Genomic DNA, 21,679 nt, shown 5'->3' with positions numbered 1-21,679 from the left:
AAAAAGGGTGGAACCACGATTCCGTTTATTCAACCTCGTCCCTTTCCAGGGGGCGGGGTTTTTATATTGCCAAAAAAAGGAGTGACCAGAGATGTCAGAACAAATTCAACTTACATTTCCAGATGGAGCAGTCAAGGAGTTTGACAAAACAGCTACAACAGAAGACATCGCGGCATCAATTAGCCCGGGCCTAAAGAAAAAAGCACTTGCCGGTAAATTGAACGGTAAAGAAATAGATCTGCGTACGCCGCTATTAGAAAGTGGAACAATCGAGATCATCACGGATAAAAGTGAAGAAGCACTCGACATTATGCGCCACAGCACAGCTCATTTGCTAGCGCAGGCGATCAAACGTCTGTATGGAAAAGAGCATCACGTTCAGTTTGGCGTAGGTCCTGTCATCGAAAATGGCTTCTACTACGATGTAGACATCGATGTTGCCATCACACCTGAAGACTTACCAAAGATTGAAAAAGAAATGAAGAAAATCATTAACAGCAATCTACCAATTGAGCGAATTGAAGTATCAAGAGAAGAAGCGAAAAAGCGCTTTGAAGCGATTGGTGATGAATTGAAGCTTGAGCTGTTAGAGGCGATTCCAGAAGGTGAAGCTGTGACAATTTATGAGCAGGGTGAATTCTTTGACCTCTGCCGCGGGATTCACTTGCCGTCTACAGGGAAAATCAAAGAGTTTAAATTGTTAAGCCTTGCCGGTGCATACTGGAGAGGTGACAGTAACAACCAAATGCTTCAGCGTATTTACGGAACAGCTTTCTTCAGCAAAGAAGATTTAAATGAGCACTTACGTCTGCTGGAAGAAGCGAAAGAGCGCGATCACCGTAAGCTTGGAAAAGAGCTGAAACTGTTTGCGAATTCCCAAAAGGTTGGTCAAGGACTTCCGCTTTGGCTGCCAAAAGGCGCTACAATCCGCCGCGTCATTGAGCGTTATATTGTCGATAAAGAAGTGCGTCTTGGCTATGAACATGTGTACACACCAGTTCTTGCAAGTGTTGAATTGTATAAAACATCAGGACACTGGGCGCATTATCAAGAAGACATGTTCCCAGTAATGGAAATGGACAACGAAGATCTTGTTCTTCGTCCGATGAACTGTCCGCACCATATGATGATTTACAAAAACGAGCCGCACAGCTATCGCGAATTGCCAATTCGTATTGCAGAGCTTGGTACAATGCACCGCTATGAAATGTCAGGTGCCTTATCCGGCCTTCAGCGTGTTCGCGGTATGACATTAAACGATGCACACATCTTTGTTCGTCCAGATCAAATCAAAGACGAGTTCATCCGTACAGTTCGTTTAATTGAAGAAGTGTATCAAGACTTTGGCTTGAATGACTACACATTCCGCTTGTCTTATCGTGATCCAGAAGATACTGAGAAGTATTTCGATGACGATGCGATGTGGAATAAAGCACAATCGATGCTGAAGGATGCAATGGACGAGCTTGGTCACGACTACTATGAAGCAGAAGGCGAAGCGGCATTTTATGGGCCGAAGCTTGATGTACAAGTGAAGACAGCTCTTGGAAAAGAAGAGACATTATCCACTGTACAGCTTGATTTCTTACTTCCAGAACGCTTTGATCTCACATATATCGGAGAAGATGGAAAACACCATCGTCCAGTCGTGATTCATAGAGGCGTTGTTTCTACAATGGAACGCTTCGTTGCCTTCTTAATTGAAGAATACAAAGGAGCCCTTCCAACATGGCTGGCACCTGTACAATTTCAAGTCATCCCAGTTTCACCGTCTGTTCATTTAGACTATGCGAAAAAAGTACAAGAACGTTTGCAGCTTGAAGGTCTTCGTGTAGAGCTTGACAGCCGCGATGAAAAAATTGGGTACAAAATTAGAGAAGCGCAAATGCAAAAGATTCCGTACATGCTTGTCGTCGGAGATCAAGAAGCAGAAAATGGCGCTGTCAATGTAAGAAAATACGGGGAACAAGATTCAGAAACAATGGATCTTGAAGCCTTTGTGAAACATGCAGTAGCAGAAGCAAAGAAATAATAAGCACAGCCAGTGATTCTCTTTAGATCACTGGCTTTTTCTTTTTGGAGAACACTTCCACTAGTGATCCAATTTCTAAAAAGAGACGTTTAGATAGTACAAAAGTAAGGGTAAGTATGTACTATTGGTTCGAGACAAATTGGGGGAATGAAAGCGATGATGCAAACAACAAACAATTTATTGTCACATGTATTGGAGCAATCAGCTGTTCTTCGTGCATTAGAGCACTCGCTGGCAATGATTGAATTTAATGTGACAGGTGAAGTTCTATGGGTGAACGATATTTTTGCAAAAGCCATGGGATATTCTAAAGAAGAGATGATCGGTCTTAAACATAGACAGTTCTGTCCTCCACATATTATAGAACACACGAGCTATCACATGTTTTGGAAGCGTTTGAGAGAAGGTCAAGTCTTTCAGGAAAAAGTGCAGCGGATCACAAAAAATGGCAGCAGCTTATGGCTTGAAGCGACATATTCACCTGTTCAAGATGAAGAAGGAACTGTAGTGGGTGTTGTGAAAGTGGCAACAGATATTACGGAAAGAGAACATACAATGAAGCAAGTCGTAGAAGACCTAAAGGAGATGTCTGCGAAATTAATGCAACGAGCAGAAGTTGGCATTCAGCATAGTCAAAGTGTCAATGCCTCCTTTGATCATATAGCAAACGAAACCGATCAAAATATGAGCTTGTTAAAAGGATTAACGGAGCAGGTAGAGTCCATCAGCTCCATTGCGGCAACCATCAACAGCATTTCTTCACAAACCCAGCTGCTCTCCTTAAATGCAGCAATAGAAGCGGCACATGCGGGTTCCTATGGAAATGGCTTTAGTGTAGTGGCAGCAGAGATTCGAAAGCTTGCGACAAATTCAAAAGAAGCGATCGTCAAGGTAGATCAATATGTGAAGGCGATCCATGCAGAAGTAGAGAAAGTCAGCAGCGGCACAAGCCGGGCAAAGACAACCGTGTTTACAAACCGGGATCTTGTAAAGCAGGCAAGTGAGGAATTCATCGTTGTAGGAGAAGCAGCACGCGGCTTAGACCGGCAAGCGCAAAGTCTAGCGGCAATCATATAGCTCTAAAAATACAAAAACACCCAATCTCGTCAGGAGAAGGGTGTTTTTTTGTTCTATTTTAATATATCAAACAATTCATGTAAGTCTTTGATTTCATAATCAGGCGTCACATCTGTTTCATTTTTCTTGCCATGGCGATTGATCCAAACGGTTTGGATACCAACGCGAGATGCGCCGAGAATATCTGTTTTCGGATTATCTCCAACCATGATCACTTCGTCTTTTGTTAAGTTTAACAGCTGAAGGCAGTGCTCAAAGATACCCGGGTCAGGTTTGCCTTTCCCGTAATCTCCTGAAATCACGATTTCGTTAAAATAAGGTGCAAGCTCAGGAACACCTGCCAGTTTCTCCTTTTGAAGGCTAGGATCTCCGTTTGTTAAAAGGAGCAATTCGTAGCTGCCTTTCAGGCGGTTTAAAACAGGGTATGTTTCTTCATAGACATATGGGCGTTTTCTGCGTTCTGCTGCAAAGAAATCAGCCAAATATTGTCCAAATGCCTCATCGTCAATTCCCGCTGTCTTTAAGCCGTTGGTCCAAGCGTTTTTACGATACTCTGGTGCAATGGCGTTCAGCTTTTGAAAGCCTTCGCTAATCGGTTCACTAAAATTGGACCACAGTCCTTCGAAAGGATTAATGCCGATCATGACAGTATAATCATATGTTTCATAGGAAGAGTACAGCTTTCTTGCTTCTTCACGTACAATCTGTTCAAACGATTCTGGATCAAGTCCATATTTCTTTTCCGCTTCCCGGCAAGTTTCTTGAAAAGTTGTATGAATGCTTTTTTCGTCCCAAAGCAAAGTATCATCTAAATCGAAAAATACGGCTTTCATGATCTTCTCCCTTGTTATGTATGTGTTACCTTCAACTGCAAGTGACAGGCTCAAGTTCATTTTACAATAGAAGAAGGGGCCAATAAAGAAAAGATTTGAGAGATCTTTGATCATTGACCGCACATGATAGAATAGAAAGACAGTAGATATGACATACATCATTTGAGGTGGCCGGTTTGCTTCATTTAATTATCATGATGATCGAGCGTGTGGGGATCATCGTTATTTTAGGATTTGTGCTTGCTCATGTGAAGGGCTTTCGCAATCTATTGCTACATAATCAAGGGTTTCGGAAAAAGGCAATCCTTGTCTTCATTTTTGCTTCTTTTAGTATTATCAGCAATTACACAGGAATTGAAATTCAGCAGCAAATTGTCATGAATCATGAGTTTTCTTATCATCTCGGCTCGTCAAGCTCTATCGCCAATACGAGAATTATGGGGATCGAAATGGGTGGTTTGATCGGGGGGCCGTTTGTAGGGATTGGCGCAGGGCTTTTAGCTGGAATCCATCGCTATACCCTAGGGGGAAGCACCGCGCTCAGCTGTGCGATTTCTTCCATTTTAGCCGGTGTCATTGCAGGCTATGTCGGCAGCAGGTTTAAGCGGAGGAATCGAATGGTGACTCCTCGCCAAGCAGCCCTTTTTGGTGTAGCGATGGAATCATTACAGATGATCATCATCCTTCTGTTTGCAAAGCCATTTGCGGATGCATGGGGGCTTGTCAGTATCATCGCTTTGCCGATGATCTTTGTGAATGGAATCGGCAGCTTTATCTTTTTATCTATTTTACAGTCAGTCATTCGGCAAGAAGAGCAGGCAAAAGCGATGCAGACACATCGTGTATTTTCGATCGCCGATCAAACACTGCCTTTTTTCCGCCAAGGGTTAAATGAACAGTCATGTAAAAGTGTGGCGGAGATCATTCATCGGTTGACTGAAACAGATGCGGTCTCCTTAACAGACACAGAAAAGATTTTAGCGCATGTCGGAGATGGAACAGATCATCATATTCCATCTAAAAGCTTGATTACGGGGCTGTCGAAACAAGTATTGATGAGCGGCAAGATTATGAAAGCACATTCGAAGGACGAAATCAATTGTTCAGTCGCCCATTGCCCTCTTGAAGCCGCAATCGTGCTGCCGCTCACTTCTAACGGTCAAACGATTGGAACGTTAAAAATGTATTTCAATTCTCCGGTCGGATTAAGCAGGGTGGAAGAGGAGCTTGCAGAAGGTTTGGCGATGCTGTTTTCCACACAGCTTGAGCTTGGGGAGGCGGAAACTCAAAGCCGCCTGCTAAAAGATGCAGAAATTAAAGCACTTCAAGCACAAGTGAACCCGCACTTTTTATTTAACGCCATTAATACCATCTCTGTTTTATGCAGAACCAATGTGGAGATGGCAAGGAAGCTGCTGCTGCAGCTAAGTATTTATTTTCGTTCAAATATGCAAGGTGCCCGCCAGCTGCTGATTCCAATGCATAAAGAGATTCAGCATGTGGAGGCATATTTATCACTCGAACAAGCAAGGTTTCCAAATAAGTACCATGTGACCTTTCAAATTGAAAAGGAGCTGGAGCAGGTGATGATTCCGCCCTTTGTGCTTCAGGTGCTTGTTGAAAACGCAGTGAGACATGCTTTTCCTAAACATCAAACGAATTGTGAAGTCATCGTATCCGCTTTGATGAAAGATGGGCATGTTTATATGAAAGTGACAGATAATGGACAGGGGATTGAAGATGATAAGATGGCTCAGCTATTAAAAGCGCCTGTCAAATCACTAGAAGGAACAGGGACGGCCCTTTTTAATTTAGATCAGCGGTTAAGAGGAATTTTTGGCAGACAAGCCGCTTTATCCATTCATAGTGACCAAGGCACTGACATCTCATTTCGCATTCCGATGGACTATGTAAAAAAGGATGATTCTCGTTGATGAAAGTATTAATCGTAGATGATGAAGTGTTAGCAAGAGATGAATTAAAATACTTATTACGAAGAACGAAAGAGGATGTTCAAATAGAGGAAGCAGAAAATATAGAATCTGCTTTTGACCGGATGGTCGACCATAAGCCGGATCTGCTCTTTTTAGACATTGATTTATCTGGTGAGAACGGATTTGATATTGCCAAAAGGCTTAACCGGATGTCTGATCCGCCAGCGGTTGTATTTGCGACAGCCTTTGATCAATATGCGCTGAAGGCGTTTGAGGTAAGTGCGCTTGATTACTTAACAAAACCATTTGATGAAGAGCGGCTGCTCCAGACCATCCAGAAGTTTAAAAAATGGAAATCTGTTGAGACGAAAGAGCACCAGCTGTCAGATGAGAAAGCGCCCCGCCAGCAAAAATTAGCGATCTCAGTCGATGACTCAATTGTGATCCTGCAAGTTGAAGAGATCATGTATGTAGGACTTATCGAGGGGAAAAAGGTCGTGAAAACAAAAAATCACATGTATGAGGTCTCAGAACCGCTTGTGGTCATTGAAAAGAAACTTCCTGAGGCTTACTTTATGAGGGTTCATCGCAGCTATATCGTGAATACCTCTCATATGAAAGAAGTACAGCCGTGGTTTAATTCGACGTATAATCTGCATATGACAGACGGGTCCATCATTCCTGTCAGCCGTACATATGCGAAAGAATTAAAGAAGTCGCTCCTGCTAGAGTAGGAGGGCTTTTTTTGTTTGTATTTCAATACTCGTTTTTTGCATTTCAGTCATTGAATCCAGCGAGTTTTATTGTAAACGCTTCATTCATTTATTTCATGCCCTATACTGAGGGCAGTCAAAGAAAGAGGTGAAGGGGCATGAGTGCCACGAAAGTATATGGATTTCTATCTCAAGCATTTATTTTTGCAACCGTAATGTTCGTTTCTAATCTCATTTCAATGTATTTACCGATTCCGATGCCCGCATCCGTCATTGGTTTGGTTCTATTATTTGTTTTGTTAACAACGAAAATCGTCAAACTAGAGCAGGTGGAGCAATTAGGTACATCATTGACAGGACTCATTAGCTTTCTATTTGTTCCCTCTGGGATCTCCGTTATTCAATCATTAGGTGTCATGCAAGAAGTGGGTGTGCAAGTCGTCGGTGTCATTATCATTGCAACCATTATGCTACTTGCAGCGACAGGGCTGTTTTCGCAGCTTCTCATGCAATTATCAGAAAGACCGCAGAAACGTAAAGAGACAAAGGAGAGTAAATCTGCTCCTTCTCATTCAAATAAACCAGCTTCAAGTACGCATTAAAGGAGAGATGCAAAATGGGTACAAGTACGATGAGCCCTTATTTTGGCATAGTCGTCTCATTGGTCGCTTTTGGAATAGGGACATTCTTATTTAAAAAATCAAAAGGCTTCTTCTTGTTCACCCCGCTGTTTGTGGCGATGGTACTAGGCATTTTATTTTTGAAAGTTGGCGGTTTTTCCTACGCAGATTATAATGAGGGCGGCAAGATTATCAAATTTTTCTTAGAGCCTGCAACGATTGCTTTCGCTATCCCGCTTTATAAGCAGAGAGCCTTGCTTAAAAAATATTGGTGGCAAATTTTATCTGCTATTTTTGTAGGTTCACTTTGTTCCATTACGATCGTATATCTCGTAGCAAAAGGAATTCATTTAGATGCGGCTGTGATGAAAAGCATGCTTCCACAAGCAGCGACAACAGCGATTGCTCTTCCAATTGCAAAGGATATTGGCGGAATCGCAGATATCACAGCCTTTGCGGTCATATTTAACGCAGTCATTGTCTATGCACTAGGTGCTTTCTTCTTAAAATTGTTTCGCATTAAAAACCCAGTGGCAAAAGGTCTTGCACTTGGTACTTCAGGACATGCGCTTGGGGTTTCTGTTGGAATTGAGATGGGAGAAGTAGAAGCAGCGATGGCAAGTATCGCCGTTGTAGTCGTAGGAGTTGTGACCGTTATCGTCATCCCAATCTTTATGCAGTTGATTCTTTGATGGCGCATGGTGTGAAAAAGTCTTGCCCAATTCGTCTCATCGTGTTAAACTGAAAAAGTTGTTTCAAGAGTTCGGTTACTTGACGGACAAATGAAAATTGTGTAGAATAGTTAACGAATTGAATAGATATCACAAGCAGAAGCACCCGCTTCTCACCTGATTGACACATGTTTGTAGTTGACAGGTTGACCGTACATTTATTTTTTCATGCAAATGTTCGCAGTGTGGGTGTTTTATATGCCCACACTTTTTGTTTGCCTGTAAAACATACAACGAAATGGTCAAAATGAATTGTGAACTCAATTCAAAATCTCATGGAGGTGGCTCACTATTAGCAAAGATCAATTAGTTAATGAAGGTATTCGTGCGCGTGAAGTTCGTTTGATCGGACAAAATGGCGATCAGCTTGGGATTAAAACCCGCCAGGAAGCTCTGGAAATTGCTGCTAAAGCTAATCTTGACCTTGTGTTAGTTGCTGCAAATGCAAAACCACCTGTTTGCCGAATCATGGACTATGGTAAGTTCCGATTCGAACAGCAGAAGAAGGAAAAAGAGGCACGTAAGAATCAAAAAATCATTAGCTTAAAAGAAGTTCGGTTGAGCCCGACAATCGATGAACATGATTTTAACACGAAGCTCCGTAATGCAATCAAATTCCTTGAAAAGGGAGATAAAGTGAAAGCTTCTATCCGCTTTAAAGGCCGTGCGATTACGCATAAAGAAATCGGACAGCGCGTGTTAGACCGTTTCTCTGAAGCTTGCGCTGAAGTAGCAACAGTAGAAACAAAACCTAAGATGGACGGACGCAGCATGTTCCTCATGCTTGCACCAAAAGTCGAAAAGTAAAGTAACAGAGGGAGGAAACATCCAATGCCAAAAATGAAAACTCACCGCGGATCTGCTAAACGTTTCAAAAAAACAGGTTCTGGTAAACTTAAACGTTCTCATGCGTACACAAGTCACTTGTTCGCTAACAAATCTACAAAGCAAAAACGTAAATTGCGTAAGAGCGCAATCGTAAGTGCTGGAGATTTCAAACGTATCAAACAACAACTTGCAAACATCAAGTAATTTGGAATAGGAATCATAGGAGGGAATTACAATGCCAAGAGTAAAAGGCGGAACTGTGTCGCGTCAGCGTCGTAAAAAGGTTCTTAAATTAGCAAAAGGTTATTTCGGTTCAAAACATAGATTATACAAAGTAGCAAACCAACAGGTGATGAAATCTGGAAACTACGCTTTCCGTGACCGTCGTCAGAAAAAACGTGACTTCCGTAAACTATGGATCACTCGTATCAACGCTGCAGCTCGTATGAACGGTCTTTCTTACAGCCGTTTAATGCATGGCTTAAAGCTTTCTGGTATCGAAGTAAACCGCAAAATGCTTGCTGACCTTGCTGTGAATGACCTAAATGCATTCAATCAGCTTGCTGATGCTGCAAAAGCACAACTAGACAAGTAAGTTTTATAAAAGATCATTCCTTCGAGGGGTGATCTTTTTTTCTCATCATGTGAGGTGAATTGAATGAATATGGCTTTAATCCTGCTGCTTATTTTAGTGAATGGCTATGGCTTTTTTCTCATGGGTGAGGACAAACGCCGGGCCAAAGCACATAAATGGAGAATTTCAGAGGCGCATTTATGGAGTGCTGCGGTTCTTTTTGGCGCTGCCGGATCGTATCTAGGAATGCAGTATTTCCGGCATAAAACAAAGCATCCTGCCTTTCAAATCGGCATGCCTGTATTAATTATTTTGCAGTTGATTCTATTGGGATATATCCAAGTTATTTGAAAAAGGAGCAGACGCCATTAGGACGGCGTGTCTGCTCCTTTTTTTTGTTTGATTTTTTTAATAGGCTGATCCCAATCAATTTTTGTTTGAGGATAACGCTCGATAATGTTTTCCTCCAGTTTTTCAAAGTCTTCTAATGTAAATTCACTCAGCTTCTCAGGTGACTCCGTCCAAACGTAAATGGAGTGGACAAACAGAGGATGATCCTTAGAAGGAACATGCTTCTCCCCTTCAAACAAGACACCTTTATAGACGAAATTAAAATTTTTGCGCGCATTTTGCTGTTCGTCCATAAAATAAAAGCCTTCTTTTAATTGTGCTTGCTTCAGCTTTCTTCTCGGATTTGAGAAGAATTTTACCGCCATGTAGAAGATGTAGACAAGCAGTGCAACAAGAGCTAGTCTCATGAGGATTACAAACATGACAGGATGCACCTCCAATACCGTTATCTGATGTACTACGAATGAAAACGCCAAAAGGTTTCAACTTTTTTTAAAAAAATATTTCGTAAAACGAAAAAATATTCATAAAAAGATCGTATTGAACGAAAGAGGTTTTGTATAATAAGAATGCACCATGAAGATAAAGGAGGATAAATGGAATGACAAAGCTCGATCAAACATTAACTATGCTGAAAGACCTAACGGATGCAAAAGGGATTCCAGGAAATGAACGTGATGTCAAAAAAGTCATGCAGACATACATAGAATCATATGCAGATGAAGTCTCTACAGACCGCCTTGGCAGCTTGATCGCTAAAAAGGAAGGAAACGCTAACGGACCTAAAATTATGCTCGCTGGTCACTTAGATGAAGTAGGATTCATGGTGACAAAAATTGATGACAAAGGCTACATTCGTTTTCAAACAGTCGGCGGCTGGTGGTCACAAGTCATGCTCGCCCAGCGTGTCACCATTGTGACGAAAAAGGGAGAGATCACAGGGGTAATTGGTTCAAAGCCACCACACGTCTTGTCACCTGAAGCTCGTAAAAAGTCAATTGAGATTACGGATATGTTTATTGATATTGGGGCGTCAAGCAAAGAACAGGCAATGGAGTGGGGCGTGCTGCCTGGAGATCAAATCGTTCCTTACTTTGAGTTTACAGTCATGAATGATGAAAAAATGCTCCTTGCAAAAGCATGGGACAACCGTATTGGCTGTGCAGCGGCCATTGATGTCATGAAAAACTTACACAATGCTCAGCATGAGAATATTGCTTACAGCGTCGCAACTGTCCAAGAGGAAGTAGGCCTGCGCGGAGCCAAAACAGCAGCGGCTACAATTCAGCCGGATATTGGATTTGCCATTGATGTAGGTGTAGCAGGAGATACACCAGGCATCACTGAGAAAGAAGCAACTAGCAAACTTGGCAAAGGCCCAACGATTGTTGTATTTGATGCTTCAATGGTCTCTCATAAAGGACTTCGTGATTTTGTTGTCCAAACAGCTGATGAGCTGAACATTCCTTATCAATATGACTCAATGCCTGGCGGTGGGACAGATGCTGGCGGTATTCATTTAACAGGTCATGGAGTTCCATCACTATCTATCGGGATTCCGAGCAGATATATTCATACCCATGCTGCAATGATTCACCGAGATGATTATGAAAATGCAGTGAAGCTTTTAACAGAAGTGATCAAAAGACTTGATCAAAAAACCGTTGAACAGATTACGTACGGTTCTTAAGTAAGAATGCCTTTCCTCAGTACAGGGGAAAGGCTTTTTTTATTGAATTTCCCAGGAAATGAACGGTGTGTTCAAGTTGAGCCAAAAGAACTGTTTTTGGTAAAAGAAGAGAGTGTTTCCTAGTGAATAAGGCACATGTGATCGAGCGTTTATTTTTGTAAGATGAAAGCAATAAAAAGGACAGAGCTAGAATGCCCTGTCAAAAGAGAGTTTATGGAAGTAGGTGAAGCTACCTTAAGAATAAACACATTATTCTTATTTGTCAACTTGGTTTTAAAAGAAAGAAAAACCAATCAATTTATGTTATATTTGTAACAAATTGTTTATACAAAGGGGATGGTTAAATGAATGCGGTTACAATTGTAATAGGATCTATGTGTATTTTAGCGATTGCCTATCGTCTTTATGGCACATTTATGATGGTCAAGGTATTAAAGGTCACAGATGATCATCCTACACCGGCTCACACGCTAGAGGACGGGAAAGATTATGTGCCGACAAATAAATGGGTCACATTTGGGCATCACTTTGCTGCGATTGCAGCTGCTGGTCCGTTAGTGGGTCCGATTTTAGCCGCTCAATTTGGATATTTACCTGGTCTCCTTTGGCTTTTAATTGGTGCAGTCATAGGCGGAGCTGTACATGATCTAGTCGTCTTATTTGCGTCGATGCGAAAAAAGGGGAAATCATTATCAGAGGTAGCGAAGGAAGAGCTGGGACCTGTTGCCGGGTTTTGTACAGGGCTTGCGATGCTGTTTATTATTACCATCACAATGGCAGGTTTGTCTATGGTTGTGCTTCATGCTTTAGAACGTAACCCTTGGGGGACATTTGCAGTTGGAATCACGATTCCGATTGCAATGGGGGTTGGTCTGTATTATAAAAAAACAGGCAATTTAAAGCTGGCGACATCTGCGGGATTTATTTTGCTGATGTTTGGTGTATTCCTTGGGCCAAATATTCAAGGAACGGCACTAGGTGATTTTTTAACACTTGATACAAAAACGCTTGCTCTTGCCCTGCCGATCTATGCCTTTTTTGCTGCGGCTCTGCCAGTTTGGCTGCTGCTTGCACCGAGGGACTATTTAAGTAGTTTTATGAAAATTGGTGTATTCATTGCGCTGATTGCCGGAATCTTTGTCGTGAATCCGTCTATTCAATTCCCGGCGTTTACAGAGTTTGTGAATGGAGGAGGACCTGTATTAGCTGGTCCTGTCTGGCCATTTATTTCGATTACCATTGCTTGCGGTGCTATTTCTGGTTTCCACGCATTTGTTGGTTCAGGGACAACACCTAAGATGCTGGACCGATGGAGTGATATGAAGCCTGTTGCGTTTGGCGCAATGCTTGTGGAATGCTTAGTTGGGATTATGGCTTTAATTGCGGCTACTGCCCTGCATCCAGGAGATTATTTTGCGATAAACAGTACACCAGAAGTGTTCCGAACACTCGGTATGAGTGTCGAAAACCTTCCGCAGCTGAGTAAGGAAATCGGCCTTGACTTAGAAGGAAGAACGGGTGGTGCCGTGACATTGGCGGTAGGGATGGCGTATATCTTTACGGGGATTCCGTTCTTTAGTCATTTGGCTTCTTACTTCTTCCAGTTCGTCATTATGTTTGAGGCTGTCTTTATTTTAACTGCTATTGATGCGGGGACACGTGTGGCACGCTACTTGATTCAAGACTTCTTAGGTGAAGCATATAAACCGCTTAAACGAACTGACTGGGTACCTGGTTCGGTGTTTGCAAGTGCGCTTGCTTGTTTTATGTGGGGATACTTACTTTATTCAGGAGACATCGGGTCTATTTGGGCGCTGTTTGGGGTTTCAAATCAGTTAATGGCCTCGGTTGGTTTAATCATTGGGGCAACCGTTGTATTAAAAATTGCAGATAAAAGGCGATATATGCTGACTTGTTTAATTCCGCTTGCTTACTTATATGTGACGGTGAATTATGCAGGCTATTGGATGGTAGCGAATGTATATCTCAATCCTGAAGCATCCGGTTACAGCGTGCTGAATGCGGTGCTGTCGATCATTATGCTGATCTTAGGTTTTGTGATTATTGTGTTTGCGATGAAAAAATGGGTTGAAATCTGGCGTGATCCAGCGCTTCGAATGGAAACGCCTATCACTGGCTAAATGAAAAAGGCCGGCTTGCTTTTATAAGCAAACCGGCTTCTTTTATTGCTGCTGCTGAGGCTTTAAGCCTTGTTCTAATGTTTCAAGGATCTCATTTTTCTCGTTTTCTGATGCTTCTTGCCATAGCACTTCGAACAACACGCCAAGGCCTGGCAGCATTTTTTCCTCGCCACTTTGAATAGCATCTAAAATCGTATGCTCAAGCTGTTCTTGATTATGGCCAGTAATGTTTTGAATGACTGCGCCTCTTAAATTAAAATCCATTGCCCACACTCCTTTTTTGATGGTAATAGCCCTATTCTGTCTCAAAGACAGGTTTATTATGTAGTGTGCATGAGATATAATAAATTCATGATAATTAAAGGAGTTAACGTCGCTTGAAATATATAGAATCAGCTAAAAACACAAACATTAAACAGTGGAAGAAGCTCCATACGAAAAAAGAACGAACGAAAACGGGGCTGTTTCTCGTTGAGGGAATACATTTAGTCGAAGAAGCATTAAAGAGCGGGATCGTGAAGGAATTAATGGTCACCTCGCCCGATATGCTTCCTTCTCATATCCAGCCAGACATTGAGCTTTATGAACTGAGCGAAGAGGCCTTTTCTGCCATGACAGAAACAGAAACGCCTCAGCACATTGCCGCGGTCTGTGCAGTTCCTGTTTTTGAAGAAAAGAAGGTTGAACGGCTTCTTTTATTAGACGCAGTACAGGACCCTGGGAATTTAGGCACACTCATTCGAACAGCAGATGCCGCTGGCCTTGATGCCGTGATCGTAGGAGAAGGAACAGTTGATGCGTTTAACGGAAAAACGCTCCGTTCGGCACAAGGGTCTCATTTTCACCTGCCTATCTTAAAGCAAACTCTTCAACAGGCGATCACGGAGCTGAAAGAACGAGGCATACCTGTATACGGAAGTGCTTTAAAAGATGCGAAAGAGTATAGAAGCGTAACGGCAGAAGGTCCGTTTGCATTAATTGTTGGAAATGAAGGGGCTGGTATTGACCCAGAGATTCTGCAAATGACAGACCAAAATTTATATGTACCAATGTATGGGCAGGCAGAATCATTAAATGTAGCTGTTGCAGCCGCTGTTCTTGTTTATCATTTGCGTGGATAATGTTGCAACATGCGTTTATTTTCACTATAATAAAACTAATATTTTAAAAACCATGATAGAGGAAGATTGTTTCAAGAAGCGGCCTTTTAGGGAGAATGCATCGTAGACTGAAAGTGCATTTAAGGAATGCTGAAACAGGAATTCACCTCTGGAGTTGTCACCGGGACCGCAGGCTTTGCGTAAAGGTGGACCGGATTCGTTTGATTCCGTTATGTCAATGAAGCTTATTCGCACATGCATTTGTGCTTAACAAGGGTGGTACCGCGACCACAACTCGTCCCTTCTTTTATGGAGGAACGAGTTTTTTTATTGTCTTCAAACGATCAAACAGCCGTTTATCCGAGCGGTTTTGTATATCAAAAGGAGGATCACACTCATGCAAGAAACGTTAAAACAGCTTGAAACAGAGGCGATAGCGAAGGTTGAAGCAGCTAGCTCGCTCAAAGAGGTCAATGACATTCGTGTTCAATACTTAGGGAAAAAAGGACCGATTACAGAAGTACTTCGCGGAATGGGCAAGCTCTCCGCAGAAGAAAGACCGAAAATGGGTGCACTTGCAAACGAAGTAAGAGAGCAGATTGCTAGTGCCATTGCTGAAAAAAATGAACAGCTGGAAAAAGAAGAAGTGAAGAAAAAACTTGCTTCTCAAACGATCGATGTTACTTTGCCGGCAAGTCCAATCAAAATGGGAGCAAGACATCCATTAACGATAGTTGTCGAAGATATTGAAGATTTATTTATCGGAATGGGCTACACCGTTGAGGAAGGTCCTGAAGTGGAAACGGATTATTATAACTTTGAAGCATTGAATCTTCCAAAGGAGCATCCGGCACGTGATATGCAGGACAGCTTCTATATTACCGAAGATACACTGATGAGAACACAAACATCACCAGTACAAGCACGTACACTTGAGAAATATAAAGGACAAGGTCCTGTGAAGATCATCTGTCCTGGGAAAGTATATAGACGTGACAGTGATGACGCGACTCATTCACATCAATTTATGCAAATTGAAGGGCTTGTCGTCGATCACAATATTAGCATGAGTGATCTAAAAGGAACGCTGGAGACAGTCGCAAGAAAAATGTTTGGGGAAGATCGTGAAATTAGACTGCGTCCAAGCTTTTTCCCTTTCACAGAACCATCTGTCGAAGTCGATGTGTCTTGCTTTAAATGCGGCGGGAAGGGCTGTTCTGTATGTAAAGGAACAGGCTGGATTGAGATTTTAGGTGCAGGAATGGTTCATCCGAATGTCCTGAAAATGAGCGGGTTTGATCCAGAAACTTACCAAGGCTTTGCTTTTGGAATGGGTGTGGAACGGATCGCGATGCTGAAATACGGCATTGATGATATTCGCCATTTCTACACAAATGACATTAGATTCACAAAGCAATTCAAGCAGGACTAAGAGGAGGAAATCAACATGTTTGTTTCATATAAATGGTTAGAAGACTATGTCGATTTAGAAGGCATCAAGCCGGCTGAATTAGCAGAAAAAATCACAAGAAGCGGAATTGAAGTGGAAGCCGTTGAATATAAAGGCGAAGGCATCAAAGGAGTTGTCGTTGGACACGTCATTGAACGTGAACAGCATCCGAATGCGGATAAATTAAACAAATGTCTTGTTGATATCGGCGAAGACGCACCGGTGCAAATTATTTGCGGGGCTCCGAATGTGGAGAAAGGACAGTATGTGGCCGTCGCAACGGTTGGCGCAGTCCTTCCTGGCAACTTTAAAATTAAAAAAGCAAAACTGCGCGGTGAAGAGTCTCATGGCATGATTTGTTCTCTGCAAGAATTAGGCGTAGAGAGCAAGCTCGTACCAAAGGAATATGCAGAAGGGATTTTTGTTTTTCCGAATGACGTGAAACCAGGGGATGATGCTCTTCAAGCACTTCAATTAGATGATGCGGTACTTGAGCTTGGCTTAACACCAAACCGTGCCGATGCCCTGAATATGCTGGGTGTGGCTTATGAGGTTGCCGCCATTTTAGGAAGAGATATCAAGATTCCTGATACAGCACATGACACTTCTTCCGAAAAAGCAGCAGACTATATTTCTGTTAAAATTGAGGATCAAGAAGCGAATCCACTTTATGCAGCGAAGATCATTAAAAATGTAAAGGTTGGACCAGCACCGCTTTGGATGCAAACAAGATTGATGAATGCAGGCATCCGTCCAATTAACAACGTTGTGGATATTACAAACTTTGTACTGCTTGAATACGGCCAGCCGCTTCATGCCTTTGATTATGACCGCTTTGGTTCAAAGCAGGTGGTCGTTCGTAAAGCGTCTGACAGCGAAATCATTCAAACACTCGATGAGCAAGAGCGTACATTGTCATCAAAGCATCTTGTCATCACGAATGGAACGAAAGCGCACGCGGTAGCAGGCGTCATGGGCGGCTTCGAATCAGAGGTACGGGATGAGACGACGACGATTCTTTTAGAAGCGGCATATTTCAACGGTCAAACAGTCCGTCAAGCATCTAGAGACTTAGGGCTTCGCAGTGAATCAAGCACACGATTTGAAAAAGGCCTCGATCCGCAGCGTACGAAACCGGCAGCAGAAAGAGCAGCTCAATTGATCAGCATGTATGCAGGCGGTGAAGTGCTAAGCGGTACAGTTGAGGAAAATCACCTTGAAGCAAGTATGAATGTCATCCACGTATCAACTGAGCGTGTGAACAAGGTGCTTGGAATGAGCATTTCAAAAGAAGATATGATTCAGATTTTCAACAAATTAGGCTTTACAGTGGGCGAATCAAATGATGTTCTTGTCGTAACAGTTCCTTCCCGCAGAATGGATATTACGATTGAAGAAGACCTCATTGAAGAAGTCGCAAGATTATACGGCTACGATAATATTCCATCTACACTGCCTGCGACAGCCGGCACTGTTGGCGGTCTCACCCCATACCAAGTAAAGCGCAGAAAGGTAAGACGTTTCTTAGAGGGCGCAGGACTTTCTCAAGCGATTACGTATTCATTGACAAATCAGCATAAGTCCACAGCTTTTGCCCTGCATCCAGCTTATGAAACGAGACTTTCTCTGCCAATGAGTGAGGAACGCAGTGTGTTAAGACAAAGTCTTCTGCCAAACTTACTTGATTCTGTAGCATATAACTTGGCAAGACAAGCTGATTCATTTGGATTTTATGAAACGGGCTCTGTTTTCTTAGCAGAAGCTGAAGGGGCAAAACCAGTGGAAAAAGAACATGTCGCTGGTGCGCTGACAGGCTTATGGCATAAAAATCTTTGGCAGGGCGAGAAAAAAGCTGTCGACTTTTATGTAGCGAAAGGAATTGCTGAAGGATTGTTTGAAAAGCTTGGTGTGTCAGACCAAATCACATATGTTCAAGCAGAGCGTGAGGGTCTTCACCCAGGGCGAACTGCAGATGTTCACTTAAATGGTCAAGTCATTGGCTTTGTTGCCGCACTGCATCCAGTCGTTGAAAAGGAATTGGATTTAAAAGAAACGTATGTCTTCGAGTTTGATTTAACAGATGTGATGACATCTGAAACGAAGGATATGAAATATACAGCGATTCCGAGATTCCCTGCTGTGACAAGAGATATTGCACTTGTTGTCGATCAGCATATCTCAAGCGGACAGCTGGAGCGTGTGATCTATGAAGCAGGCGGTCAATTACTCACAGACCTATCTGTATTTGATGTATACGAAGGGGAACATATGGAAGAAGGCAAAAAATCTGTTGCATTCTCACTTCAATATTTAAACCCTGAACAAACGTTGACCGAGGAAGAAGTCACAGCTGTTCATACAAAAGTATTGAAAGCACTAGAAGATACGTATCAAGCCGTCTTACGCGGGTAAAGAAAAAAAGCTATGGCCTCATGGGGGACTGACCCCATAAGATGAGACAAATAAAAAACACCTTCAAGTTTGAAAACGGATCGTTGTAATCCGAAATAAAACATGGAGGTGTTTTTTCTATGGGGACAAGAGTGAGTTATCCGGTTGAAGTCAAACAGAAGGCTGTAGAAATGAGATTGGCAGGCGTATCAATGAAAGAGATTTTGCGGGAATTGAATATCAAAAATAAAACGCAGGTTCAGACATGGGTGAGGTGGCATAAGGCTGGGGATACACACCGGTTCGAACAGCCTGTTGGAAAACAATATACCCATAGAAAGGGTCCCGAGTACTCTTCCGAATTAGAGAGACTGCAGGCAGAAAATCGCTATCTGAGTCAACAGAATGAAGTTTTAAAAAAGTACAACGAATTGGAAAGGAAGTTGATAAGGAAACGTCAATCAAACTGGTAGAAGAATTGTGCAAAACAATGACAGTACAGGACATCTGTGTCCATTTAGGCGTCTCACGCGCTTCGTACTATAGATGGAAAAAGAATCTGAATCAGAATCATTCTAAAAGACAACTAGAGAAACAAATCGGCACGTTGTGCCGAGAGCACAAGTATCGATATGGATACCGAAAAATCACAGCCTTACTAAAAGTGAGAATGCGTATTAACCATAAAACTGTTCAACGTATCATGCAGAAAAACCAGTGGCAGTGCCGGGTTAAAATGAAAAAGCGTAAGAAAAATGGGCAGCCCTATGCTGTGGCTGGTAATATACTGGATCGGAACTTTCAGTCTGATCGCCCTCTTGAAAAACTAGTAACGGACATCACGTATTTGCCTTATGGACAGAAACAATTGTACCTTTCCAGTATATTGGATTTATATAATGGAGAAGTGATTGCGTTTACGATTGGTGATAAGCAGGACACAGACTTTATTTTAAACACACTTGATCAGCTCCCAGCACTGCCTGAAAACTGTGTGTTACATAGCGACCAAGGTTCTGTGTATACATCTTACGAGTATCAGAAAGCTGTTCATATAAAAGGCATTACCATGAGCATGTCCCGTAAAGGGACGCCCGCTGATAATGCCTCCATCGAATCGTTTCATTCCTCGCTAAAGTCTGAAACGTTCTATCTTAACAGTATTGATCGAACTACGACCACCATCGTAGAACGCACTGTCAAAGAATACATTTATTATTATAACAACATTCGTATTCAAACAAAACTAAACAACCAATCACCGATCAACTATCGGCAATTGGCTGTATAAAGGTGTTTTGATCCCTGTCTCAAAAACGGGGGTCAGTCCCTGGGCCCTAGCTTTTTTCATAGCATTTTTTTCGCTTTTTGTGTGTTGGCAAAATGCAGCTTTGTAAATTGACGTAAAGCATCTTCACCATGCATTTTGATGAGCTTGGCGGCGGCCTTATCTACATGAGGACCGGCCCCTTTTGGGATGTCAAAGCCTGCAGCCTGTGATAATTTGTCCATTTCAATTAAAAAGGCGTACCTTGCGATAATGGAAGCTGCAGCGACTGACAAATGGATGCCTTCTGCTTTTGTACTAAAATACGTCCGCTCCCGAATAATTTTTTTCCCGGCAAGATGCTTGAAATAAATGCCTGGTTCTGCAAATTGGTCAATCAAAATGGCTTCAGGCTGCTTTCCATCGAGTTTTTCTAGCACAGAAGTGATGACTTGGTTATGAAGCAGTGCCTTCATTTTTCCTTGACTCATGCCCTTTTCCTGCATCGTATTGTACTTTTCATTTCGGAGAACGAGAAGACTGAACGGAATGGTTTTGATGAGATCCTTGGCAATGTTGATAATTTGCGGATCCTTTAATCCTTTTGAGTCTTTTACGCCAAGCTCTTTCATTAAAGCAAGCTGGCTGGCATCAACATAGGCCGCACAGACTGTGATCGGTCCGAAATAATCACCTGTACCTACTTCATCTGAACCGACGACCGACATGGAAGCAATGCCGGGCGGCGGACTGTATTTTGTGACAGTAGGTGATTTTTGACTTTTCGTATCAGCTGCTTGTAAATGGCTGAATTGACTGGCTTCAGCTTCTGCCTTTTGCCCTTGAAAGAGCACTTTCCCAGATCGATAAGCTGTAATCGTACAGCCAGGGACTTTTGCTTGAAAGAGGGCGCCTGGCGGCAAAGTGTCTGTTAAATGGTGCGCATACGCGCTCTTCATTTTTTTGAGGTCTTCTGATGTTGCTTTTAAAACGGATTGGGGCACAGTGGATAACTCCTTTTTACCTTGATATCATTGATTTCTAAAGTGTACCATAACAGGTAAGGGCTCGTCTTTCCATTCAATGTCTAAACATGTTATGATAGAGACTAGGATTCTCGTGGAATGGAGGAGAAACGTTGTCTGACGGCGGTAAAACGAAAACAACAGTTGAGATATACGGACAGTCCTATACGATCATCGGTCAAGAAACGAAGATGCATATGCGGCATGTTGCGTCAATTGTTGATGATAAAATGAGAGAAATAAATGAAAAAAATCCATACCTTGATATAAACAAATTAGCTGTACTGACAGCAGTCAATGTCGTCCACGACTACTTGAAATTAAAAGAGCAATACGAAAAATTAGAGATTCAGCTAAAAGAAAAGGAATGAAATTACCGTGATCGATATCATCATTTTGTTTTTGCTTCTTATGGGAACGCTTGTCGGTCTAAAACGCGGGTTTATTCTTCAATTTATTAAATTGATCAGCTTTGTTGTTTCTATCTTAGTGGCGTCCATGTTTTATCAGTCACTGTCACCACAGCTTACGTGGATTCCGGCACCTAATTTTAGTGGCGGTCAACCGCAGCTCGCTTTCTTTAGCGGGAATCTAGAAACAGCTTATTATAATACCATTGCGTTTATCATTCTGTTTATCTTGACCAAAATCCTGCTCGCCATCATTGGCGGATTGCTCACAACCATTGCAAGTATACCTGTGATTAAACAGGTGAACAAACTGCTTGGCGGTGTTTTAGGATTTCTTGAAACCTATTTATTTGTGTTTATTCTATTGTTTGTCGCTGCATTACTTCCAGTAGATGCGCTGCAAACAATGATGAGCAAATCAATGTTAGCAGATGTGATCGTAAACAACACCCCTTACCTGTCCGGTCTTGTCAAAGACCTATGGTCGACGTATGGAGTTTAAAAACTTCTCC

Annotated in this window: 22 protein-coding genes and 2 other annotated features (1 of these 24 cut by a window edge); of the genes, 18 read left to right on the top strand and 4 right to left on the bottom strand. The window is 42.3% G+C overall.

From position 1 onward, the window contains the following. Positions 1-46: a binding site (T-box leader), on the top strand (it extends 202 nt beyond the left edge of the window). Between the two features lie 45 nt (positions 47-91). Beyond that, positions 92-2,032, top strand: coding sequence for a threonine--tRNA ligase (gene thrS / locus MHI23_RS13170; protein WP_024426134.1), 1,941 nt, complete (start codon positions 92-94; stop codon positions 2,030-2,032). A gap of 156 nt (positions 2,033-2,188) precedes the next feature. Continuing rightward, a complete protein-coding gene (locus tag MHI23_RS13165) occupies positions 2,189-3,109 on the top strand; it encodes a methyl-accepting chemotaxis protein (protein WP_342492002.1) in 921 nt (306 codons plus the stop codon). A 53-nt stretch (positions 3,110-3,162) separates the two neighbouring features. Here the strand turns inward: MHI23_RS13165 and MHI23_RS13160 are convergent, their stop codons facing one another. Beyond that, positions 3,163-3,942, bottom strand: coding sequence for an HAD family hydrolase (locus MHI23_RS13160; RefSeq protein WP_024426132.1), 780 nt, complete (start codon positions 3,940-3,942; stop codon positions 3,163-3,165). 176 nt (positions 3,943-4,118) lie between these two features. Here MHI23_RS13160 and MHI23_RS13155 point away from each other — a divergent pair, with 176 nt between their 5' ends. The 8 genes from MHI23_RS13155 to MHI23_RS13120 all read left to right on the top strand — a co-directional run bounded on the left by MHI23_RS13155 (position 4,119) and on the right by MHI23_RS13120 (position 9,693). Further along, positions 4,119-5,876, top strand: coding sequence for a sensor histidine kinase (locus tag MHI23_RS13155; RefSeq protein WP_125587147.1), 1,758 nt, complete (start codon positions 4,119-4,121; stop codon positions 5,874-5,876). Beyond that, a complete protein-coding gene (locus MHI23_RS13150; RefSeq protein WP_125587146.1) occupies positions 5,873-6,610 on the top strand; it encodes a LytTR family transcriptional regulator DNA-binding domain-containing protein in 738 nt (245 codons plus the stop codon). The genes MHI23_RS13155 and MHI23_RS13150 overlap by 4 nt, the downstream gene beginning before the upstream one ends. Before the next feature lie 137 nt (positions 6,611-6,747). Beyond that, positions 6,748-7,191 carry an antiholin-like murein hydrolase modulator LrgA gene (gene lrgA, locus MHI23_RS13145; protein ID WP_024425718.1) on the top strand — a complete coding sequence of 148 codons (444 nt, stop codon included), beginning with the start codon at positions 6,748-6,750 and terminating at the stop codon, positions 7,189-7,191. 14 nt (positions 7,192-7,205) lie between these two features. Next, positions 7,206-7,901 carry an antiholin-like protein LrgB gene (lrgB, locus tag MHI23_RS13140; protein WP_024425719.1) on the top strand — a complete coding sequence of 232 codons (696 nt, stop codon included), beginning with the start codon at positions 7,206-7,208 and terminating at the stop codon, positions 7,899-7,901. 127 nt (positions 7,902-8,028) lie between these two features. Continuing rightward, positions 8,029-8,160, top strand: a sequence feature (ribosomal protein L20 leader region). 71 nt (positions 8,161-8,231) lie between these two features. Then, on the top strand, positions 8,232-8,747 hold the full coding sequence (gene infC / locus MHI23_RS13135; protein WP_024425720.1) for a translation initiation factor IF-3: 516 nt from the start codon (positions 8,232-8,234) through the stop codon (positions 8,745-8,747). A gap of 24 nt (positions 8,748-8,771) precedes the next feature. After that, a complete protein-coding gene (rpmI, locus tag MHI23_RS13130) occupies positions 8,772-8,972 on the top strand; it encodes a 50S ribosomal protein L35 (protein ID WP_003216324.1) in 201 nt (66 codons plus the stop codon). A 31-nt stretch (positions 8,973-9,003) separates the two neighbouring features. After that, positions 9,004-9,363: a 50S ribosomal protein L20 gene (gene rplT / locus MHI23_RS13125; RefSeq protein WP_007501659.1), complete on the top strand. Its 360-nt coding sequence runs from the start codon at positions 9,004-9,006 to the stop codon at positions 9,361-9,363. 63 nt (positions 9,364-9,426) lie between these two features. Continuing rightward, positions 9,427-9,693: a DUF1294 domain-containing protein gene (locus MHI23_RS13120; protein ID WP_024426128.1), complete on the top strand. Its 267-nt coding sequence runs from the start codon at positions 9,427-9,429 to the stop codon at positions 9,691-9,693. A gap of 17 nt (positions 9,694-9,710) precedes the next feature. Here the strand turns inward: MHI23_RS13120 and MHI23_RS13115 are convergent, their stop codons facing one another. After that, on the bottom strand, positions 9,711-10,115 hold the full coding sequence (locus MHI23_RS13115; RefSeq protein ID WP_024426127.1) for a hypothetical protein: 405 nt from the start codon (positions 10,113-10,115) through the stop codon (positions 9,711-9,713). A gap of 179 nt (positions 10,116-10,294) precedes the next feature. On the opposite strand from MHI23_RS13115, the gene MHI23_RS13110 reads away from it, so the two are divergent. Both MHI23_RS13110 and cstA read left to right on the top strand, forming a co-directional pair. Then, positions 10,295-11,383, top strand: a complete 1,089-nt coding sequence (locus tag MHI23_RS13110) for a M42 family metallopeptidase (protein ID WP_039180527.1) — start codon at positions 10,295-10,297, stop codon at positions 11,381-11,383. Positions 11,384-11,727: 344 nt separating this feature from the next. Next, positions 11,728-13,524, top strand: a complete 1,797-nt coding sequence (gene cstA / locus MHI23_RS13105; protein WP_041086552.1) for a carbon starvation protein CstA — start codon at positions 11,728-11,730, stop codon at positions 13,522-13,524. 42 nt (positions 13,525-13,566) lie between these two features. Here the strand turns inward: cstA and sspI are convergent, their stop codons facing one another. Then, positions 13,567-13,788: a small acid-soluble spore protein SspI gene (sspI, locus tag MHI23_RS13100; RefSeq protein ID WP_024425725.1), complete on the bottom strand. Its 222-nt coding sequence runs from the start codon at positions 13,786-13,788 to the stop codon at positions 13,567-13,569. Between the two features lie 113 nt (positions 13,789-13,901). Between sspI and MHI23_RS13095 the strand changes: the two genes are divergently transcribed. The 4 genes from MHI23_RS13095 to MHI23_RS13080 all read left to right on the top strand — a co-directional run bounded on the left by MHI23_RS13095 (position 13,902) and on the right by MHI23_RS13080 (position 19,756). Further along, positions 13,902-14,645, top strand: a complete 744-nt coding sequence (locus MHI23_RS13095) for an RNA methyltransferase (protein WP_125587145.1) — start codon at positions 13,902-13,904, stop codon at positions 14,643-14,645. Positions 14,646-15,021: 376 nt separating this feature from the next. Further along, entirely contained in the window at positions 15,022-16,056 is a 1,035-nt protein-coding gene (gene pheS / locus MHI23_RS13090) for a phenylalanine--tRNA ligase subunit alpha (protein ID WP_041107190.1), read from the top strand. Between the two features lie 15 nt (positions 16,057-16,071). Next, positions 16,072-18,486 (top strand): phenylalanine--tRNA ligase subunit beta, encoded by a 2,415-nt coding sequence (gene pheT, locus MHI23_RS13085; RefSeq protein WP_125587144.1) that lies wholly within the window; start codon positions 16,072-16,074, stop codon positions 18,484-18,486. Positions 18,487-18,605: 119 nt separating this feature from the next. Continuing rightward, positions 18,606-19,756 (top strand): IS3 family transposase gene (locus tag MHI23_RS13080; RefSeq protein WP_149125678.1). Its coding sequence is split into 2 segments (ribosomal slippage): positions 18,606-18,879 and positions 18,879-19,756, totalling 1,152 coding nucleotides; the frame shifts between segments, so codons are not numbered across the junction. Between the two features lie 56 nt (positions 19,757-19,812). On the opposite strand, the gene rnhC is transcribed toward MHI23_RS13080, so the two are convergent. After that, positions 19,813-20,736, bottom strand: coding sequence for a ribonuclease HIII (gene rnhC / locus MHI23_RS13075; RefSeq protein ID WP_125587580.1), 924 nt, complete (start codon positions 20,734-20,736; stop codon positions 19,813-19,815). Positions 20,737-20,870: 134 nt separating this feature from the next. Between rnhC and zapA the strand changes: the two genes are divergently transcribed. Both zapA and MHI23_RS13065 read left to right on the top strand, forming a co-directional pair. After that, positions 20,871-21,128, top strand: a complete 258-nt coding sequence (gene zapA, locus MHI23_RS13070) for a cell division protein ZapA (protein ID WP_012010831.1) — start codon at positions 20,871-20,873, stop codon at positions 21,126-21,128. Between the two features lie 7 nt (positions 21,129-21,135). Continuing rightward, the gene (locus MHI23_RS13065; RefSeq protein WP_125587581.1) at positions 21,136-21,669 is read left to right on the top strand and encodes a CvpA family protein; all 534 of its coding nucleotides are present in this window, start codon (positions 21,136-21,138) and stop codon (positions 21,667-21,669) included. The last annotated feature ends 10 nt before the right edge of the window (positions 21,670-21,679 follow it).

This window comes from Bacillus sp. FSL M7-0003, assembly GCF_038628485.1.
Lineage (GTDB): Bacteria > Bacillota > Bacilli > Bacillales > Bacillaceae > Bacillus > Bacillus safensis.
This window is presented reverse-complemented; position numbering and strand designations above follow the sequence as displayed.

Bases quoted from the DNA above. Each gene is read 5' to 3' on its own strand.
- thrS (WP_024426134.1), top strand. From the start codon at position 92: ATGTCAGAACAAATTCAACTTACATTTCCAGATGGAGCAGTCAAGGAG.
- MHI23_RS13165 (WP_342492002.1), top strand. From the start codon at position 2,189: ATGATGCAAACAACAAACAATTTATTGTCACATGTATTGGAGCAATCA.
- MHI23_RS13160 (WP_024426132.1), bottom strand. From the start codon at position 3,942: ATGAAAGCCGTATTTTTCGATTTAGATGATACTTTGCTTTGGGACGAA.
- lrgA (WP_024425718.1), top strand. From the start codon at position 6,748: ATGAGTGCCACGAAAGTATATGGATTTCTATCTCAAGCATTTATTTTT.
- lrgB (WP_024425719.1), top strand. From the start codon at position 7,206: ATGGGTACAAGTACGATGAGCCCTTATTTTGGCATAGTCGTCTCATTG.
- rpmI (WP_003216324.1), top strand. From the start codon at position 8,772: ATGCCAAAAATGAAAACTCACCGCGGATCTGCTAAACGTTTCAAAAAA.
- rplT (WP_007501659.1), top strand. From the start codon at position 9,004: ATGCCAAGAGTAAAAGGCGGAACTGTGTCGCGTCAGCGTCGTAAAAAG.
- MHI23_RS13120 (WP_024426128.1), top strand. From the start codon at position 9,427: ATGAATATGGCTTTAATCCTGCTGCTTATTTTAGTGAATGGCTATGGC.
- MHI23_RS13115 (WP_024426127.1), bottom strand. From the start codon at position 10,115: ATGTTTGTAATCCTCATGAGACTAGCTCTTGTTGCACTGCTTGTCTAC.
- MHI23_RS13110 (WP_039180527.1), top strand. From the start codon at position 10,295: ATGACAAAGCTCGATCAAACATTAACTATGCTGAAAGACCTAACGGAT.
- cstA (WP_041086552.1), top strand. From the start codon at position 11,728: ATGAATGCGGTTACAATTGTAATAGGATCTATGTGTATTTTAGCGATT.
- sspI (WP_024425725.1), bottom strand. From the start codon at position 13,788: ATGGATTTTAATTTAAGAGGCGCAGTCATTCAAAACATTACTGGCCAT.
- pheS (WP_041107190.1), top strand. From the start codon at position 15,022: ATGCAAGAAACGTTAAAACAGCTTGAAACAGAGGCGATAGCGAAGGTT.
- pheT (WP_125587144.1), top strand. From the start codon at position 16,072: ATGTTTGTTTCATATAAATGGTTAGAAGACTATGTCGATTTAGAAGGC.